Source organism: Psychrobacillus sp. NPDC096426 (assembly GCF_044762745.1).
Taxonomy (GTDB): domain Bacteria; phylum Bacillota; class Bacilli; order Bacillales_A; family Planococcaceae; genus Psychrobacillus.
Genome location: NZ_JBIWEX010000023.1, coordinates 48,414 through 66,791, shown reverse-complemented (window position 1 = coordinate 66,791; position 18,378 = coordinate 48,414). Strand labels below are relative to the sequence as shown.

Below are 18,378 nucleotides of genomic sequence, written 5' to 3'. Positions count from 1 at the left end.
TTTGTGATTCCTATTTTAAAACGGCGATTCCTAATATGTAAATTAGGATTCGCCGTTTTAACCTATTGTGTGGACCTTCCCCTTCCGCAATATACATTCGTCCAATGATGACATCTTCTCCACTTGGAATTTTCAATAGATTTAACATGCTCAAATTCTTTTGTTTAACATTTACCAATGCTACCCCTCTATCTTTTATAATTCTCCGATTATTAAAACTATCTATATTGTAATCTATAATAAGCAAAATCGTTAATGCTACAAACTTAGTAAAAAGACCACGATCTAGAATCGAGCAGGTCAACAAATACCTTTTATAGACTAAACGTTTACCGTTAGTTTCTAGAACAAGGACCTAAGGATGTAATATACCTATTTTTTCTATCTTTTATCCAAGAGTAAAACCTCATTTACTAATGGATTCAGATAGGATCATATTTTTTCTCCTTGCCCTGTCCGAAGTTTACTTATTTTTGATTCTATGCACCTTTATTATTCCACCCAGTATGGAAAAACCATTAGAATCAAAGAACAGCTAAACCTTGCGATCCATAGTAAGGAAAGTTAGTCCATGCTGCAATTTGCAATCTCGCTAAACTACCATCCTTTTGGATATTAAATACGGATACTGTCCCCTGATTCCCGTTAAGAGTGTAAAAATGCCTTCCATCTTTACTCACTCCAACATCCATCGGCAAACCTGGTGCTGTACCTGGCGGTGTACTGGTAATATGCCGTACCACCGACAGTGCTCCATTGGGATCGATTCGGTAGGTTGAGATAGTACCGCTTAAAGTGTTAGTAATGAATGCAAAACGTTCATCCCTCGTTGTTATGACCCAACAAGCAGTCTTATATCCGTTTGGTACAGAGCCGCTAATTACATGAAGGGTCCCATCGTTGCTAAATGAATAAGATGAAAGTGCGTTTGAATTTGCTTCAGTAACTAAGAGGATTCCAGAGGATAGAAAATAAGCGCCCAATGGTCCTTGGCCATAAGAATCATTAACGGTTGGTCCAGTAACCGTCCCATCTTTATTTACACTAAATACACTGAGATGGTTTGAAGTAAGTTCGGATACAAGGATTTTACTGCCATCAGGAGTAAAGAGAACCTGCGCCGGTTGGGCATTAAAAGTACTGAGAGAGTGGGTGGATCCAGGAATAGGAGTAATGTGTCCGTTATCATCGATGTGAAATCCAGAGATATTGGATGAAAAATTATTTGCAGTATTACCTACATTGGAAACATAGACAAGAGTTCCAAGCACATCCACACTATTGGGCTGAGCACCTCCTGATGGCTTAACATCCATGAGGACAGGTATTCCACTTTCGGTTATGATGAAACTACTGATACTATGACTTCCTGCGTTAACGGCAAGTAGAAAACGTCCATCACGGGACAAAGTTAGGGCGCCTTGTGAAGTAAGAGGATCGACGCCATCGTTTGCTGTGGCAGTGGACACTTCCTTTATTCCAGTACCTCTACCATGAGTCGGGTAAGATCCGACAAAAGTGAGCATTCCATTCATGTCCCTGTAAAAGGCAATGATTTGATTCATTACTTCATTATTAGTCATAATGTAGACCATACTCACACTCGCACGATAATTCTTGTTCATTATCTGCATTTTATCACTTTCCTCCTTTCATAATTTTATATGACTCTTTTGCCATTTCCATTCCCTAACTCGATGTAAATTGTTTTACAACGAGAGGTTGGCTTTCATTCGATTAACCAGAAATGTTAGTTCAACAAAAAAAGATCGCAAAAGCGATCAATCATCATTTAACAAAAGCACCTTATTAGTGTCGGGTACCAGGTTCAGACACAATTCAGAATTCAACGAGAGCCTAACACCATTCATAGCACATGTATCTAGTACCTTTCACTTGATCCTTTTAATATTTTGGAATCCATAATCTGTTAATTTTCTTAAAAAGTAGCCATAAAAAGAATGTATATAGATAGCTATTCTATCTTCGTTAAAAGAATCAAGTCAGCATGAATATGCAAAGGCGGATCATGCTTTGTTAATAAAAGAGTTATCGAAATTAAAAACGAAAGATACCAGGTTCTAACACAATTCAGAATAGCGTCCGATTTTTTTCTAACACAGGGACTTATTTAAAGAAATGAGAAAAGGTTATCAAAAGAGTTTTGTTAGTTAGGGTTTGGTACCAGGTACTGAAACAATTCAAAATTGTTTTAGAACCCTGGTACCTCACATTATCTTTCCTGTCCTTGTTTTAGCAATAATTGTAGTGATTAGACTCTTGAAAGTCGATATCAAGATTCAAAAGCTCCATTCAGAAGTTCATTGAAGGTTTTATTTAACCATACAGTAAACTTCTCTTTCTCTTCGAACTGTGGATAATGAGCAGACTCTTCAAATATAATAAACTCTTTTACAGGTGCTTCCAGACTATCATAATAATTTTTTGCAGCATTAACAGACGTCATATAATCGAATTTTCCAATTACAAAATAAACTGGCAAATCCACTTGATTTACAATATCCGGAATATTATGTTGTGCCTCTTCGTTCAACAAAGTTTCTTGTGTAACAAAAATTCCTCTTAGACAAGAGATACATCTAGATTTTTTAGTATTACGTTTCTCCATAAGTTATTTATTTGGTTGTATCAAATTAATGATAAAAACCAACTAGATCGTCGTCAAATTAACGTTTCTAGGTGGTCTTTTTATAACCTCACATATTTATGGTACGGTTCAACGTTTCACATCCTAAAATTGGAAGAAAAAAACAAAAAACAATAAATTCACAAACCCCAAGCAGCATGGACTTTAGCCGTTTACCTTCAACAATAAAAAATTATCCACAGTTAACTCCACTCTCCGCTTTACCACTATTTGTGATAAGGTTCCCCATAATATATTTAAGTGCAATTTTAAACGGTAGTAAATTGGCAACTTTAAAAAATATCTTCTTTAATTTTGATTCTAATTTAGACTATTAGTAATATAGTACAGCAATTGTTTTATTACAATGAGGTGCATCACTTATTCATCTCAATGGTATGGTTTTTAAAAATTTTAAGCAACGAGTCCAATAATGAAGACTCCCCATATAAACTTAATAATAAATTCAATTTTGTGAGCTCTTCTTCTACTGGTTTATTTAAATGAAATAAACAAATCGCCCTATTTGTAAATAACGCCACTAACGTTTGATAAGACATTTTTTGTTTGTAATTTTCATAGATATAATTAAGTTTATGGAGTACTAGCTCATATTTCTGTTGCTGTATAAGGATTACACATAAATCCATTTCGAAATAAATTTTTAAATAGGTTAAATCTTTTTCAAAATGCTCATAAGCATCGATGCGTTTTAAAGCCGTTGTTGTAATTTCTATAGCTGTATCTAATGGAAATAAGATTAATAGGCTATTTAATAAAATTAAATCATCAATATACCAACTATCTAATTTTTGAAAATCGCTCCAAACTAAACTAGCCTTTTGTTTTGCTAGTTCAATATTACCTTCTACTACATATAAATATAAAATTTGATAAGCAATAAAAACCTTATTTAAATTAGATGATGGATATCTTTTTAAATATATACTCAATCTTCTCATATGATTATTTAAAGTTTCAGGCAATGTGATTTCTAAGTCTCTAAAGTCTTTCATGATGGATTCATGCTCTATCGCTTGGTAATTATTGTGAATAAAAAGAAACTCATTGCTAGATATATTCAAGCGTTCAAGCAGCTTCAAAAATAACTCTACGTCTAATTGAAGCTGATCCCGTTCTATTCTTGAATAAGTTCCTTGAGTTATTAAACCTGCAGCAATTTTCTCTTGCGACATATTACGGTTTAATCTAATTCGCTTTAATGTTTGTCCAAACCCCATAGTACCTCCAAATATTCCGATTCGTATATTTTGAAATAATTATCTTAATTTCTATTATACTAAATTTAAAGTCTTAAATATTCAAAAAATATTAAATTCGAGGGGTATAATTTGGGAACTCTCAGCACTATTTTATCAATTGCAGTACCTATTGTCTTTTTACTTATTTTCTCTGCTAACTATTTAATAAAGAAACTAAAAAAATAATACTAGTCCTCTCTTAGAGCATATTTTGTATTGATATGAAAATAATTTCATTTGCTATCTATTCAATAAAACCCTGAATTAAATTAGATGTTGCAGTGAACACACTAATAGTAATCAATTATCTAAACCTGCATACATATAACTTTTCATAGAAAAATATTCTCACATGAAGATTCGATAAATTATAGAACCACCTAGAACGTTGACATATCAACCCTTCTAGGTGGTTCTTTTCATAAATCGCACTTACTTATGATAAAGTTCCCCGTGACTAGTCTAAATGCGGTTTGTATTTTAGATTTTCCATTAACACTTTTTCAAGTTTAGCTGCTAAATCATTAAGTCTAACCAACTCGAGGGGACCGCCTATTATTTTTGATCGTTTGATGCTACAAAATCCAGCGGTCTTTTTTTATTGTGGTCAGATGTTACTTATAGTGCGTTTAAGTTTCCAAATGAGAAATATGCATAGTACCCTATTTTCATTGAACTCTGTATTGTTTTTAATACCTTTAGTGAAGGTTCTAACACAATTCAGAATTCAAAGAGAACCTGGCACCTTGTGTTAAGTAAAAATTGAAGATAAATACATCAAATTTGGATAGTTCTAATTAATATCCCTTTTAATTCCCACTTCAAAATTCTTTTGTACATTTCCCCAATAAACTTAACTGTTTCACATTCCCAATAGGACATAAAGATTATTTTATTATTCGAAAATTTTTCATACTTTTATCACAATTTATGTTTATAATCATTTTTGTTGCCAGTGAAGGTCCAGCTTTTTTTCTAATAGTTTTTCTGTAATTATGCTCTTGCAACAAGAAGAACCTTTTGTGAAGTTCTTCAAGAATTCTTGACTATAGTGATAAAAATTAATAAACATATAAAAGGAGATTAGTATGAGCAATAAAAACACGTTCAATCCATTTAGAAGACTTCATTTTTACGCCGCTTGGTTTATTACACCACTATTATTAACGCTGACCGTTTCGGGCATTGGTTTTCTATTTTATCCTGAAGTCGAAAACAACATTTATAAAGAAGAATTTTTCGGGCAAAGTGAAATAGAAGAAAAGCAAAGCATAGATGAGGCTATAAAAGAAATAAATGACACATTCAAAGGCTATGCCGTTGGTAAAATCAGCATGATGGAAGAACCGTATAACAACAGAGTGACTATTAATAATGATGAAGGTGATTCTCTTTATATTTTTCTAGACAGCAACAATCAAATAGTTGCAAGTCAAAATGCTAAATATACATACTCTAATTTTATGAGAAACTTTCATAGCTCTCTATTTACTGAGAGTACATTTATACGATATTTGGTCGAATTGACTGCTTGTTGGGCAATTTTCCTTATCATATCAGGTATATATATGACTTTTAAAAAGAAGTTACTTATAAACAGGTCAAAAAAAGGATCTAACACTCTTAAATTACAAAAGATCCACGCAATATTTGGATTAGTAATTGCAATACCATTAATTGTAATTGTGGTTACTGGAATACCTTGGTCTGTATTTATGGGAAGTCATATTAGTAAATTTGGTGCAGAGCATCCTGAATTAGGTAGAACTGAATTACGCTATAATCCACCGCAATCTAATGTGGATGAGATTCCTTGGGCTACAAGAAGTTTAAACCAACCTGCTTCAAATAATACAGGACATGCTGATCATCACTCTGATAGCCCCCATAATATAAATATACCGGTTCAACAAAACTTAGATTTAATCATAAAAGAATCTCAAAATGAAAATATTACTAGACCGTTCTCGATCGTCTATCCTTCCAATGAAAAAGGCGTATTCACGGTATCCAAAGGAAGTAATACAGGTGTCACAGGGCTAGATATTAGCCCATACGAAGAAATAACCGCATATTTTGATCAATATTCCGGTAAATTAATTGCCAGAATTAACTTTGAGGATTATGGATTTATAGGTAAGTGGTTCACTTGGGGAATACCTCTTCATGAAGGACACTTGTTTGGGATTGCCAATAAAATCTTAAACCTAATTGTTTGTATTGCTTTCTTAGTAGCAATAGCTATGGGATACGTTTCATGGATGAAAAGAGTTAAACCAGGAGATATGAATTTACCAAAAAGAATAAATAGACCATGGTCAATTGGAGCTATATCAACACTACTTATACTAGGCATACTAATGCCACTTTTTGGTCTATCTATACTAATAATATTTATTATTGAAAGTATCATCTACTACTCTAAGAAAAATAATTATACTTGACGAATTGTAATATGAAGTGTGGCAGAAAAAACTTACTCATGGACTAATGAATGATATGATTAATATTGACCACTGCCAACACCTCCTTAATACTCCTGCCAAACTGTGTCCTAACAGGTGTGGATGTGGATGTGAATTAAGGAATAATAGGCCAGTGTTTTTGGTTTAATCATCTCTTACAACATAAATTTGATACCATTACCTATATTTTTATACTGCTATAAAACTTCATCGATTAGTAAAGAAAGTTGAAAGATTGAATAAAAAAGGGAACAGATTTTTAATGATAAATCAGTTCCCTTTTTAACTATTTAGTTTGTTCTTGTTCTTGCTTTTTTTCTAATGTTTTCTTCGGTTGGTGGAGGAGCCACATGATTTCTGTTAACGCAACCGTTATCAATGCGATAAACATTTGGTTCCAGATCCCAACGGGTGATTGGCTGAATAGATGGTTTACCTTGTTGTGCTGCTTAAGCCACTTTAAGAAAAGTTCGATATACCAACGATTTTATAGGCTTCCAAGATCTCGTCCTCCGATAAATCCAATCGATCCGTAATCAGATGAAATACCGTTCCTTTTTCATCTGTAAATTCGATGCAGCCAAAGGGTTCTTTACGGCAACGTCTCCATCCGAAAGTTCTTTCTTGTTCGAACGAGAAAATGGATATTCTTTGTAGCCAACCGCCAATTTATATTTTATTGGCATATCCTCTATCCATTGTGTACACTTTTCATGAGTGAACCCCTTTTGATTGTGTAGGGAATTACTTTAAATTTATCTTATTTTTGATCCTATGCAACGCTAGTGAATCCCTTCAAATAAGTCTACTATTCAAATAATTCTGGATATAAACCTTTTGCTAACGTTTCTACTGTATAGGCCATTCTATCACCTGGTAAAACACTCTCTAAAGTAATTGGTATGAAATTTTCATTTTTAACGCAGTCTAGTTGGGAGAGAGCTGGATCATTTTTAATGTCTTTAATTTTTTGTTCTAATGAAGGAGAATCATAATCGTGAATGATAATTATATCTGGCTTTCTAGCTAATACTTCTTCATAACTTACAGTTGTCCATTGTTTTTCTGTTATATCATCGAAAATATTCTTTCCACCAGCATGTTCAACTAATAATGTTTCAAAGTTTGTTCCACCTGCTGTGAAAACTCCGTCACCACCACTATCGTAAACTAATACATTTAACGGTTTTTGGCCTGAAACTTTCTCTTGAACGGCTGTGATTCTTGCTTTTTGATCGGCTACATAAGCTTCTGCAGAACTTTCTATTTGGAATATTTTACCTATATCGAGTATTTCTTGATAAGTTTCTTCTAATGTTGAGGCCTTATTCATATAAGTCGTTATCCCGTAATCTTCCAATTCCTTAACATCTAATCGATCCCCACCAAATTCCCAATCAATCCCGTAAATAAAATCGGCACCACTCGTTGTAACAGCTTCTTTAGTAACTGAGCCATGTGTTAATTCTGGAATCTTATCATAGGCTTCTTTATATTCAGGCAAAGCACCTCTGCTATGATTATTTAAGCTATTCCCAATCACGTAATCCGAAAGACCTAACGCGACGAATAACTCTGTACTATTTGGCCCGAATGTTAATACTTTTTTCGGTTTTTCAGTAACCACTACTTCTCTTCCGTAATTATCAAAAGTCAACGATTCATATTCTGCTGATTTTGTTTCTGTTGATTCCTTGACAGAAGTGTTACTGGCAGCTGTGCTACATCCAACTAGCCCTACTGCAAGTATTGTGACACATAATAATGCCCCAAAAACTTTTTTGCTCACTTTATTTTCTCCCCCTTTTTAAATTTAGGCTTTCCGGTAAATATGTGATGGAAACTTTTTTTGTTACCTGATGTATAATAACATCGGCTTTAATGCCGTAAACCTCATAAATCACTTCTGGGGTTAAAATTTCCTCTGGTGTACCCGCTTTAAATAACCGTCCTTCTTTTAATACATAGACTCTATCGCAGTACAATGCAGCAATATTTAAATCATGAATGGCTGATAATACTGTTACACCTAATCCCTTTACCAAATCAAACATTTGCAATTGATAATGAATATCTAAGTGATTTGTGGGTTCATCTAATAGTAAAAAATCAGTTTGTTGGGCTAAAACTCGTGCTATTAAAACTCGTTGCTTTTCCCCACCTGAGAGATGTAAAAAATTTCTCTTTGCCATGTCTTCGATGCCAGTTTGTTTTAAGGCTTTTACCACTATATCTTTATCCGCTTTTGTATCTCCATCAAAAAGCTTTTTGTGAGGGCTACGTCCCATTGCAACGATTTCTTCCACTTTAAAATCAAATGGAATAAAGTTTTCTTGTCCAACAACACCCATTATTGTTGCTGCTTTTTTTACATTCATTTTATATAAATCTTCAGCATCTAAGATAACATCTCCAGAATCAGGCTTAAGAGCACGATATAAATTCTTTAATATAGTAGATTTACCACTCCCATTTGGTCCTATTATTCCAACAAACTCTCCTTTTGCAACATGGAGGGAAATATCTTCAATAATCTTGTTCTCATCATATGAAAATTTTAAATTCTCAACTTGTAATCTCATGATTTCACCTCTTCATGTTCTTGAGTTTTTCTTAAGTAACCAAATGAAGAATGGTCCACCAAATAGAGCTGTTAATATTCCAATCGGCAATTCTTCTGGTGCTATTACCAGCCGAGCCGCAACGTCAGTCCAAACAACTAATATTCCCCCTAACAAAGCACTTACAGGGAGAACTCTTTTATGGTCTGAGCCAATCAATAATCTAGTCATATGTGGAACCATTAACCCAATAAAACCAATAGAACCACTTACTGCAATCGTCACACCAGCTAAAAGGGAAGCAACCAATACGAGCATTTTTTGCATACGTCTTACATTAATACCTAAAGTACTAGCTGTTTCATCTCCTAAAAGTAATGCATTTAAAGCACGGTAATTAATCAGTAATACAGTCATACAAAAAATAATGACTACAAGGGGAAGTTTTAAATAGCCCCATTTAGCTCCTGCCAAACTACCAGACATCCAAAATGCAGCATTATGTAATCCCAATGCGTTTGGCGCACTTAAAGTGATAATATTCGTAACAGCATCCATTATCATGGCAATGGCAACACCTGAGAGTAATAATTGAGTAATATTAATCCTTCCTCTAACTCTCGAAATAGTATAGACCATGATAATAGTAGCCGCAGCTCCAATAAATGCACTTATAGAAAGCGCATAGGTTCCTAAAAAGGAAAATACTCCAAATAGCATACCTAATGTAGCAGTAGCAGATGCACCTGAAGATACACCAAGAATAAATGGATCCGCTAAGTGATTGCGCACCAAAGCTTGCATGGCCACCCCAGTTACTGCCAATGATGAACCAACAATCATACCTAATAACACCCTTGGTAAACGTAAACCCCAAACTATGTTTTCATCTAACCTAGTCCAGTTATGATCCACAAAGTCTGTTAAAAATGGTAGTTTGCTAATAATAATTTTCCCGACGAAAGTTGGATGAACAGACACTGGACCAATACCTACTGCCAATATAATGGAAATTATGCTTGCTAGTAGTAATAGCGGAGTAATAACCTTCATATTCGGTTCATCCCGGTTGAAGATTTTTCTTATCTTGTATAATAAATTATAATTTTCAGTCATTTAATAACCTCTTATTTCTCATTTCGTTTCAACAGCCCTATTTGTTTATCTCAAATGCTTGTTTTCATTCTAGATATATCCTCTAATTATTAAATTCTCCTCACAGGTAACGCGATTACTTAAATTAGTAACACGATAATACATGCTGAATGGATAAATATGTTTTAAAAATCAATATTAATAGTGTATATAATCTATATAAATATTATTCCAGTTTTATGAGAGAACTTTTTAATAAAATTTTACTTTCTTACTGTATTAAACGATTTTTTTGTTTACGTCTCAGGGACAAAATTTACACATAATATAATTCTTTAGAACACCTATAAGACTCTCATAGATGGACCTCGAACTTTTCGCTAATCTTTCTCTTCAATCCATTATTTTATTTCATTTGCCGTTTGATCCGGTTCATCCTACTGCAGCATGTACGTAACATTCTCCATTGCTATTACAGTAACATCGTCCAAATTCTCAGGTTTAGAAGGATAAATAAGTAGTAACGGCACCTTAATAAAAGGGTATGTTTTTGAAAATGGTTCCTTAAAGAAAGCTTTAATAATATACAACACTGTGAATTTGGAAACCACTAGCTCAAATCGATTATCCTTCTTTTTGAAAATGGAAGATTCGTAGCGTTCTTGTTAAGATCGCTTCAATTCGTATATGCTTTATATTCCTGATCAATGCTCCCCCTTTCTAACTATAGATATTCGTCACTGTTTTAAGAATCCCTTTTTCTATCTAATCTATCTAAATATTGATAGATTACTAATTACTACTTCTATATGTTCTGATACAATATTAATGAATTGCAACTCTAAATTGCACTTATTAGGAGGCTCATAATGGAAAAATTACAGTTTTTATATCAACTGAAACTCATTCCTTCCCTGTTAGATCAAGCTAATTGGACAGATAAAGAAAATTCAATTGTCCAACATCATTTTGAGGTATTACAAAAATTGCAAGAAGAAGGAAAACTCCTATTAGCGGGTAGAACTTTGAACTTGGATCCAATGGGAATCGTCATTTTAGAAGTAGATACAGAGGAAGAAGCAGTTGAATTGATGAATAATGATCCCGCAGTAAAAGAAGGAATCATGGAAGCACAACTATTTCCGTATCGGGTTGCTTTATACAAAAAGTAAAGCGATGCTGAAAAAATAAAAATAACCCATCCATGAGCAGATGGGTTAATCTATCAATCAGCCCTTGAGGGAACCGATTATAATATTTGGTCTTTTGAAGTTGCGACATTATTTAATATCTTCCTTGTTGATAATATTCGACTCCTTGGTTATCCACTAAAATACGCTCGCCTTTTCTCGTAAACACGATCTCAAATCCATCTGCCGATAACCATAAAACTTTTCCATTATCTTTGTAGACAAGACGAGGTTGCAGATATTGTTCAGACACAGATTCCTCGCCAATCTCTTTTAAGTACAACTCGATGGCCGATTCCACCTTATTATGTGAACGAGAGCCACTCACAAACAATTTTCCACCATCAATCGCTACAAACTGACTGTTATTACGATATCCCCCAAAACCAAAAACGGCTTGCGCCTGCGCTTCTTCAATATCAAAATGCTCATATATATAAAACGGATGTTCATATACAGGCTCATATATTTTACCATCTACGATTTGATAATACGTAACAACATCTCTCCATTTTTCGCCGTCTTTATTCATCACCTCCAATTTCATCCAAATGATGCCGTCAAGCTGGAGTAGAAATTCTGCTTTCGATAAATCCATATTTTCATATTTGTTAAATAGCTCCTCTACAGCCACACCGTACGCTGGGGATGCTACTTGTTTTAGCGTTTCTGCATCCTGTGCATCAATTGCCTCAAAATACGTATTAAATAATTCTCCGTGCGCACCAAGTGCCTTTGTTGTTGCAGCACTCAAAATCCCTGGTTGGGATGACCATAATGTAATCGTAAGAAATAAGGCCGCAATTGCAACAAAGCCTACTATTGCATATATCGGAGTAGGTGTCGTTTTTTTTCTCGGTTCAGCCATTTTCCGCGCTAGCCCTTCCGTCATCCAACTCTTTTCGCCAATCACTTCATCAATACCCATTTTCAATCGTTCCATCAAAGCCACCCTCCTTTAGCACTAATTTGAGTTTTTCACGACCACGCGCGAGCCTAGTACGCACCGTTGCCGATGAACAATTAAGCAGCTCTCCAATTTCCTCAGAAGAATAATCATAGTAATACGTAAATACAATGACTTCACGGTATTTCAACGGTAATGCAAGAACTGCTTGTGCGAGTTGACGATTCTCTGATTGTGTCACGACATCTTGCTCCGTCAATCGACCAAATAAGCGCTGAATTGTTTCCCCTACGATTGTATTTTTATAATGCCAACTTCGCAAATAGTCGTAACTACGATTAATCGTCATTCTATACAAATAAGTACGATACGTGGCCTCCCCACGAAATTCCTCTTGTTTTTCAAATGCTCTGAGTAGCACATCTTGGACAACGTCTTCCGCAGCTTGCTTATTTTTCACATAGGTATAAGCAAGTCTTAACAACTCCTCACCATGCTCATATATAAATTTTTCAAGTTGCGTCATAGAGCACCTCCTTTATTGTTAAACGTTAGACGGAGCAACGGGTATTTCTGTTTCAAAATAATAGAATTTTCTAAAGTGAAAAATTACTTCATATACTTTGCAATTAACTCATAGCATCTTTCTCTTGTGAGAATTGCTTGCGTAGCCACATATTCTAATGATTCCATCGACCCACCTTTATACTTTAGTGATGACTCTTTAGCAATTTCATCTCTGTGTTTTACCCAGTTCCGTTGTTCTTCTCTTAATTTATCCATCTGTTCAGTACCAAGCTGTTCTTTCAACACTCCGTAAATTTGATTCAACTCTACATCCCATTTTTTATTTCTCTCCGCCTCTTGTTCCTCCAACTCTAACATTGTTGTTCCAACGTTTGAGTATCTATCTGCTTCTTCCATATCATTTAGTATCTTTAGATACTCTTCCTTTTTGCTTTTAGTGTCGTCTGCATCTTCTAAAGAGTTTTCTGTTCGATCTGCATTAGAAGAATCTTCATCTCTATTCTGAGTCGAGTCGTTACCCGATGAATCGTTGTTCGATTTAGTACTTAACTCATCAGTAGGGTTTCCACAAGCAGCCAATATGACTAATACTAGCGTAAATATTACCGTTAATGTTTTTCTATTATTTTTCATTTTTAAAGCCTCCTCTCTGAAAATCATACAATACTTTAACATCCCTCCGAGTGAAAATTGCTTATATTCGATCATTTCTTTATCTTTTTTACTTAGGTTTCCAGTTTCATTAAAGGATTGCAAAGAACTAATCAATTTGAATAAGACCATCTATATTGTTGTTTGTTACTCCGGATGAGGAGTAGATTAGACATATGAAGAAATGAGAAAAGGTTATCAGAGTGGCGTAGTAGCCGCTTTGATAACCTTTTTTTAAAAGATATGAATAATTAATAAACGTTTATAAAAAATTCACTAATCCATTTACCACCACTTGAAATTTGGAGATTAACGTATAATGTCTAATTACTTATGATACGGTTCTCCGTAGCATATCTAAATGAGGTTTCTCCAATACATCGTATTTGTTTGTTTATTTATTTATTTATTTATTTATTTTGTCTACATATGCGTTAACAGGCGATCCTTTTGACCGAGGAAAAATGCCATCAGTTTCTTACATTGAGGAATAGAAAATCCTAAAATTGGACCTAATCCAAACGCAATAATCACTGTTCCAATTCCAACAGGCCCCCCTAATATCCAACCAAGAAGAAAAACGAGTACTTCAATCCCATTTCTAACCAACGGAATACCCCAACCCGTTCTTTCAACGATTAATAACATAAAGCTGTCTCTAGGACCTGCTCCAAAATCAGCAGAAACATATAACCCAATACCGTACCCAATTAACACGACACCTATGATAAAGGCAATAGTTGCTCCTACTAAACTATCAATGCTAGGTAAAATCAAATTAAAAAGATCAATAAATAATCCTAGAAACAACATATTTAGAAAAGCCCCTATTTTTGGCCATGCCTTATTGAAAATTGAACCAATCATCAAAAGTAAAAATCCACTTATTATCGACCAAATTCCAATAGTAAAGCCAAATTTAGTGAATAGACCATAATGAAAAACATCCCATGGTCCAATTCCTAAATGTTTTCCTTCAATTGTTAAAGATATGCCAAATGCTAGTACCATTAATCCAAAAATAAAAAAAGACCAGCGTAAAATCCATTCCTTTTTCATAACCGCTCCTCTTTCTTTTATCATATTTTTTTATTAATATAACATTAAATTTGGACAGAATTTATAATCTATATTTTCCAAAATGTCATCGATAATCATATCTTTCATTTTCTTATTAAAGGAGAATCATGGAGTCTTCGTTTTAACAACGGAAAAGCTGACGAAGGCAATATCAATATCATATAGCCAAGTCAGCTTTTCTATTTGTAGATAAAACCTATTTAGTTGTAAGAAATGAACTATTTACTTATGATAGGGTTCCCGCAGCTTATCTAAATGAGGTCTTGTATTTCCCTCTAAAACCACATTATTTTTACCTATTCAGAAAATTCCGCTTGCATTCCTCTCTTACATCCTTTACCATATATCTAAATGATATATATCTTTTGGATAGGCGTGAAAATACTGAAAAATTATAACGATACAACCTATGCAATACTAGGAATATTAACTACTGAATGTAAATCGGGTTACGACATTAAGCAGTTCATTGATCAAAGTTTAAATCATTTTTGGAAAATTAGTTATGGACAAATATATCCAACTCTCAAACTAATTGTCCAAGAGGAATTAGCGGAAGTTCGTACTTTATCTAGCCCGGGAAGACCAGTTAAAAATGAGTACTTGCTTACTTCAAAAGGAATGGAAGTACTAAAAAGTTGGTTGGAGCAGCCAATTAAACAATTACCAATTGAGCGGAATGAAATTTTACTTAAACTATTTTTTGGTCGCTATCAAGCGAGAGAAAGTAAGGTATTACTTCTACAGAATTATAAGCAAGAGCTTGAAGGACGTTATAATACCTATGTTTCTATTGAACAGGCAATTAGCAATTACAAAGATAACAGTGAGGATTCAATGTATTGGTTGTTTACATTAGATTATGGAAAAAGAACCACAAAAGCTGCAATCGAATGGTGCGATTTTACTCTTGATAAACTTTCTTAGGGGGATTAATGATGGCCAAACAAATTTTTACTGGGCGTTACACGGTTGATAATACGGAGGATATTGTCGTTTTCATAATTGGCATGAGGGTGAACAAGCGACTTGCAATCCATAAGTGGTTACCCGTTTTTAACGCCATGCCTGGGATGATTAAGGAGCTTTATATGCATAAAGAGGAACTAGGATTTTTATCGATGGAAAGCTACTTTGGGCTTCGAACCACTACCATGATCCAATATTGGCGTTCAACTGAATATCTTCTTGCTTATTCTAAAAATGAAAAACATCTTACGGCTTGGAAAAATTTCAACCAAAAAGTAGGTAACAATGATGCGGTTGGAATTTATCATGAAACTTTTCAAATAAGTAAGGGGAATTATGAATCTATTTATGCCAATATGCCTCACTATGGCTTAGGAAAGGCATTGAACCATATTCCCGTTACTGTAGAACGAAATTCAGCTAGTAAACGACTTAAAACACAATAGCTTTGTTTTCATTTTGAAAAGCACCTTATAGTAAATTTCAATAAGGTGCACCTTTGTAAATTTTAAAACCTCACTTACTTATTATTCACCACGATTTTCAATATTTTTTAATGGCATGGCACAACTTTGGCATTTTTTTCTTTCTTACTATCACCTCAAAATATACTTAATTTGCTTCTAATATTTTATAGATCTTTTTGATTCTTTTTAGTTGAGGAGCTGTTAGGTATTTTTCTCTTTTTCGTAACACATTCAAAAATTCCTCTTTATTTTCATATGTTACGGCTAAAAGCGTGCTTTCCGAGTGCTGAGGAATTTCCTTTGTTCTGCAATCCTCAAGGTGTTGGAGTAAGAACGGAAAAATCACATCATTGTTTTCCTTACTGACGGCTGCTAGCTTCGCAAGAGTTAGAACACCTTTATCAGTTGTAATAATTGAACCAATTTTCATGGCACTTTTTAATGTATCAAGATGAGCCATAATGATTTCTGATGCTAACTCAGCAATCGTTGCTAATGCCGTCATCCCGCCCCAGACCAAACGATTATTACGGCTTTTTAGCAACTTTATAAAAGTATGAGCATACTTACTTATGAGTTCTGGTTTAACTTGTCCAATTTCGTACGCTACTTTAATACAATCGTATTGAATCTTTTTATCTTTGCTTGATAGGTTTTCAATTATTTCTTCTATTGCTGTATGATTTTCTTCATTAACTAATTCACGTGCCAACTCAATATTTGGTACTTCATCATTTCGACTTAGTTGAGAAGCTAACAGGTTCACAACTGACATGATCATCCCTCATTTATCAAAATTATTTCATGTACATACATTATCACATTTAATCCGCTACCATTATGTCGTATATGTAATATTTATCGCAAAGCAAGGTAATGGGCTCGATTTCTCTTTCCATATAGCTTCCATTTATAGCTATATATTTAAAAGCAATTACTTAATTTGACTCCATCTATTTTTTGATAGTATTTACTTTTTCGTTTTTTTCCAGTCTGCCCTAACCACCGAAATCTAACAAAAGTGGCGAATGAATTTAAGAACGCATTCCCAATTTCATTAAAAAATTGCAAAGAACTAATCATTTTGAATAAGACCATCCGTACTGAGCACATTAAACTCTAGGAGGTGACGATACCATGACAAAGAAAAATAAACCAAACTTTAAGAAAAAAGAACCCAATTCAAGAAAAGACACGCGTGAAGAATTTGCAGAAGAACATAATTTAAATCAAGCTAAACGAAATAACGCACAACAAAATAACGGGCAGAATAGATAATATATTAAATAGATGGAACTCCATTATTAAAACACGCTCAGACAAATCGAATTTATGGATATGGATAATTTTCCAATTCGATTTATCTGAGCGTTATTGCTACTATTATATATACAAAGCTATCTTCTAAAAAAACATATTATGATTCTTTCAATTGCATAACTCTGATCGTGGTGCCGGTGTCAGCTAACATGTTACTCTTCCCTTAGATGATGAACAATAGAAGTAGTAACTCAAATCCCTACAATTCTTCCGCTATTTCTTTCACAATCTCATCAATTACTGTGGATGTACCAGATTTATTTTGTACTAACACACTAAAGATGTACGATTGCCCGCTGCTTGCTTCTAAATAACCACTAAGTGTAACACCAGTTAATGAACCTGTTTTTGCATGGACTTTACTTGCTGTTAGTGGAACGTTTAATCGATTTCTTAAAGTACCTCCTACCATTCGATCCGCATTTGCAGCTTCTAGTAAACTAGTAAAATAGGTAGTAAACCAATCTTCGCCCTGGACTTTAAATAACAATTCGCTCACTCATAAACTCGAAACACTATTTTTATGAGACATTCCAGAACCATCTTCAAATTGCCAATCTGCCATATTTAAGTTAATAGAATTTCCATATTCTTTTATCACTTTCAATCTGGCCTTTGTATTACCGTTTTCACGTTCCCCATTGTTTTTACTAAAATATCCGCAATGCCATTATTACTAAGTTTCATATAAGGGATTAACAGTTGCTCCAGTGTCGTCGATTGCTTCATTACAAAAAGTAGCACTATTTGGTGTTGCGGCTTGAAATACTTTTTCTTTTGTATACTCGATTCCTGCTTCTGCTAAAACTGCTTGAAACATTGTCAATGTATGTGTCGTTGGATGTTGGACAGTCACCCATTCTTTTTCGTTTTATCGGGAAGATTCCCACTAATGACAATCTTGTTTGTTTGATATAATCTTTCAATCGTTATTGTATTGGTTTTTCCAGTTTCCACTGCCTGCGCTTCATTTACTATTTAATACTGAGAGGTGAGCATTAATACACTCACCTTTCATGTACTGGTTTAATCCCTTTTTTTAGGTTTATTTTTATTAAGTTCTTTCGTTACTTTGTTTTTTGATATTGCAATAAATTCCTCAGCAAATTCCTCGTCAGGATTATTTGTAGGATTTTTATAAAGTTCGAAACTATTATGCGTTCTAACATTCATTGTCTGATTATTATTTTTACTCATTGATCATCACCTCCTAGAGATTAATTTGCTCTATATAGA

21 protein-coding genes are annotated in these 18,378 nt (G+C 34.0%); 5 read left to right on the top strand and 16 right to left on the bottom strand.

What is annotated here, in order from left to right; all coding sequences use genetic code 11:
• Positions 1–524: 524 nt before the first annotated feature.
• From ACIQYS_RS17510 to ACIQYS_RS17500, 3 genes are all read right to left on the bottom strand, one after another.
• Positions 525–1,634, bottom strand: coding sequence for a lactonase family protein (locus tag ACIQYS_RS17510; RefSeq protein WP_402982695.1), 1,110 nt, complete (start codon positions 1,632–1,634; stop codon positions 525–527).
• Positions 1,635–2,293: 659 nt separating this feature from the next.
• Positions 2,294–2,554, bottom strand: coding sequence for a hypothetical protein (locus ACIQYS_RS17505; RefSeq protein ID WP_402982693.1), 261 nt, complete (start codon positions 2,552–2,554; stop codon positions 2,294–2,296).
• Positions 2,555–3,024: 470 nt separating this feature from the next.
• Positions 3,025–3,888 (bottom strand): helix-turn-helix domain-containing protein, encoded by an 864-nt coding sequence (locus tag ACIQYS_RS17500; protein WP_402982690.1) that lies wholly within the window; start codon positions 3,886–3,888, stop codon positions 3,025–3,027.
• 1,109 nt (positions 3,889–4,997) lie between these two features.
• Between ACIQYS_RS17500 and ACIQYS_RS17495 the strand changes: the two genes are divergently transcribed.
• Complete coding sequence (locus tag ACIQYS_RS17495) at positions 4,998–6,353, top strand: PepSY-associated TM helix domain-containing protein (RefSeq protein WP_402982688.1); 1,356 nt, start codon at positions 4,998–5,000, stop codon at positions 6,351–6,353.
• Between the two features lie 557 nt (positions 6,354–6,910).
• Here ACIQYS_RS17495 and ACIQYS_RS17490 read toward each other — a convergent pair.
• The 4 genes from ACIQYS_RS17490 to ACIQYS_RS17475 all read right to left on the bottom strand — a co-directional run bounded on the left by ACIQYS_RS17490 (position 6,911) and on the right by ACIQYS_RS17475 (position 9,988).
• Complete coding sequence (locus ACIQYS_RS17490; RefSeq protein ID WP_402982686.1) at positions 6,911–7,060, bottom strand: hypothetical protein; 150 nt, start codon at positions 7,058–7,060, stop codon at positions 6,911–6,913.
• Between the two features lie 122 nt (positions 7,061–7,182).
• Entirely contained in the window at positions 7,183–8,163 is a 981-nt protein-coding gene (locus tag ACIQYS_RS17485) for an ABC transporter substrate-binding protein (RefSeq protein WP_402982683.1), read from the bottom strand.
• Between the two features lies 1 nt (position 8,164).
• On the bottom strand, positions 8,165–8,956 hold the full coding sequence (locus ACIQYS_RS17480; RefSeq protein WP_402982681.1) for an ABC transporter ATP-binding protein: 792 nt from the start codon (positions 8,954–8,956) through the stop codon (positions 8,165–8,167).
• A 12-nt stretch (positions 8,957–8,968) separates the two neighbouring features.
• Positions 8,969–9,988: a FecCD family ABC transporter permease gene (locus ACIQYS_RS17475; RefSeq protein ID WP_402982736.1), complete on the bottom strand. Its 1,020-nt coding sequence runs from the start codon at positions 9,986–9,988 to the stop codon at positions 8,969–8,971.
• Positions 9,989–10,899: 911 nt separating this feature from the next.
• On the opposite strand from ACIQYS_RS17475, the gene ACIQYS_RS17470 reads away from it, so the two are divergent.
• Entirely contained in the window at positions 10,900–11,202 is a 303-nt protein-coding gene (locus tag ACIQYS_RS17470; protein WP_402982679.1) for a YciI family protein, read from the top strand.
• 112 nt (positions 11,203–11,314) lie between these two features.
• Here the strand turns inward: ACIQYS_RS17470 and ACIQYS_RS17465 are convergent, their stop codons facing one another.
• The 4 genes from ACIQYS_RS17465 to ACIQYS_RS17450 form a co-directional block, all read right to left on the bottom strand.
• Positions 11,315–12,163 carry a hypothetical protein gene (locus tag ACIQYS_RS17465; protein WP_402982676.1) on the bottom strand — a complete coding sequence of 283 codons (849 nt, stop codon included), beginning with the start codon at positions 12,161–12,163 and terminating at the stop codon, positions 11,315–11,317.
• Entirely contained in the window at positions 12,138–12,653 is a 516-nt protein-coding gene (locus tag ACIQYS_RS17460) for a sigma-70 family RNA polymerase sigma factor (RefSeq protein WP_402982674.1), read from the bottom strand. Before ACIQYS_RS17460 ends, ACIQYS_RS17465 begins: the two co-directional genes overlap by 26 nt.
• 83 nt (positions 12,654–12,736) lie before the next feature.
• Entirely contained in the window at positions 12,737–13,288 is a 552-nt protein-coding gene (locus ACIQYS_RS17455; protein WP_402982671.1) for a lysozyme inhibitor LprI family protein, read from the bottom strand.
• Between the two features lie 441 nt (positions 13,289–13,729).
• Positions 13,730–14,365: a YczE/YyaS/YitT family protein gene (locus ACIQYS_RS17450; RefSeq protein ID WP_402982669.1), complete on the bottom strand. Its 636-nt coding sequence runs from the start codon at positions 14,363–14,365 to the stop codon at positions 13,730–13,732.
• A gap of 405 nt (positions 14,366–14,770) precedes the next feature.
• Between ACIQYS_RS17450 and ACIQYS_RS17445 the strand changes: the two genes are divergently transcribed.
• Both ACIQYS_RS17445 and ACIQYS_RS17440 read left to right on the top strand, forming a co-directional pair.
• Positions 14,771–15,313, top strand: a complete 543-nt coding sequence (locus ACIQYS_RS17445; protein ID WP_402982734.1) for a PadR family transcriptional regulator — start codon at positions 14,771–14,773, stop codon at positions 15,311–15,313.
• Between the two features lie 11 nt (positions 15,314–15,324).
• The gene (locus ACIQYS_RS17440; RefSeq protein ID WP_402982667.1) at positions 15,325–15,801 is read left to right on the top strand and encodes a DUF4188 domain-containing protein; all 477 of its coding nucleotides are present in this window, start codon (positions 15,325–15,327) and stop codon (positions 15,799–15,801) included.
• 166 nt (positions 15,802–15,967) lie between these two features.
• On the opposite strand, the gene ACIQYS_RS17435 is transcribed toward ACIQYS_RS17440, so the two are convergent.
• A complete protein-coding gene (locus ACIQYS_RS17435; protein WP_402982664.1) occupies positions 15,968–16,597 on the bottom strand; it encodes a hypothetical protein in 630 nt (209 codons plus the stop codon).
• A gap of 362 nt (positions 16,598–16,959) precedes the next feature.
• Between ACIQYS_RS17435 and ACIQYS_RS17430 the strand changes: the two genes are divergently transcribed.
• Positions 16,960–17,100 (top strand): hypothetical protein, encoded by a 141-nt coding sequence (locus ACIQYS_RS17430; RefSeq protein ID WP_402982662.1) that lies wholly within the window; start codon positions 16,960–16,962, stop codon positions 17,098–17,100.
• Positions 17,101–17,341: 241 nt separating this feature from the next.
• Here the strand turns inward: ACIQYS_RS17430 and ACIQYS_RS17425 are convergent, their stop codons facing one another.
• The 4 genes from ACIQYS_RS17425 to ACIQYS_RS17410 form a co-directional block, all read right to left on the bottom strand.
• Entirely contained in the window at positions 17,342–17,632 is a 291-nt protein-coding gene (locus ACIQYS_RS17425) for a D-alanyl-D-alanine carboxypeptidase (RefSeq protein ID WP_402982660.1), read from the bottom strand.
• Positions 17,633–17,745: 113 nt separating this feature from the next.
• Positions 17,746–17,829 carry a hypothetical protein gene (locus ACIQYS_RS17420; protein ID WP_402982731.1) on the bottom strand — a complete coding sequence of 28 codons (84 nt, stop codon included), beginning with the start codon at positions 17,827–17,829 and terminating at the stop codon, positions 17,746–17,748.
• Positions 17,819–17,998 (bottom strand): hypothetical protein, encoded by a 180-nt coding sequence (locus ACIQYS_RS17415; protein ID WP_402982739.1) that lies wholly within the window; start codon positions 17,996–17,998, stop codon positions 17,819–17,821. Before ACIQYS_RS17415 ends, ACIQYS_RS17420 begins: the two co-directional genes overlap by 11 nt.
• Before the next feature lie 170 nt (positions 17,999–18,168).
• On the bottom strand, positions 18,169–18,339 hold the full coding sequence (locus ACIQYS_RS17410) for a hypothetical protein (RefSeq protein WP_402982657.1): 171 nt from the start codon (positions 18,337–18,339) through the stop codon (positions 18,169–18,171).
• Between the last annotated feature and the right edge of the window lie 39 nt (positions 18,340–18,378).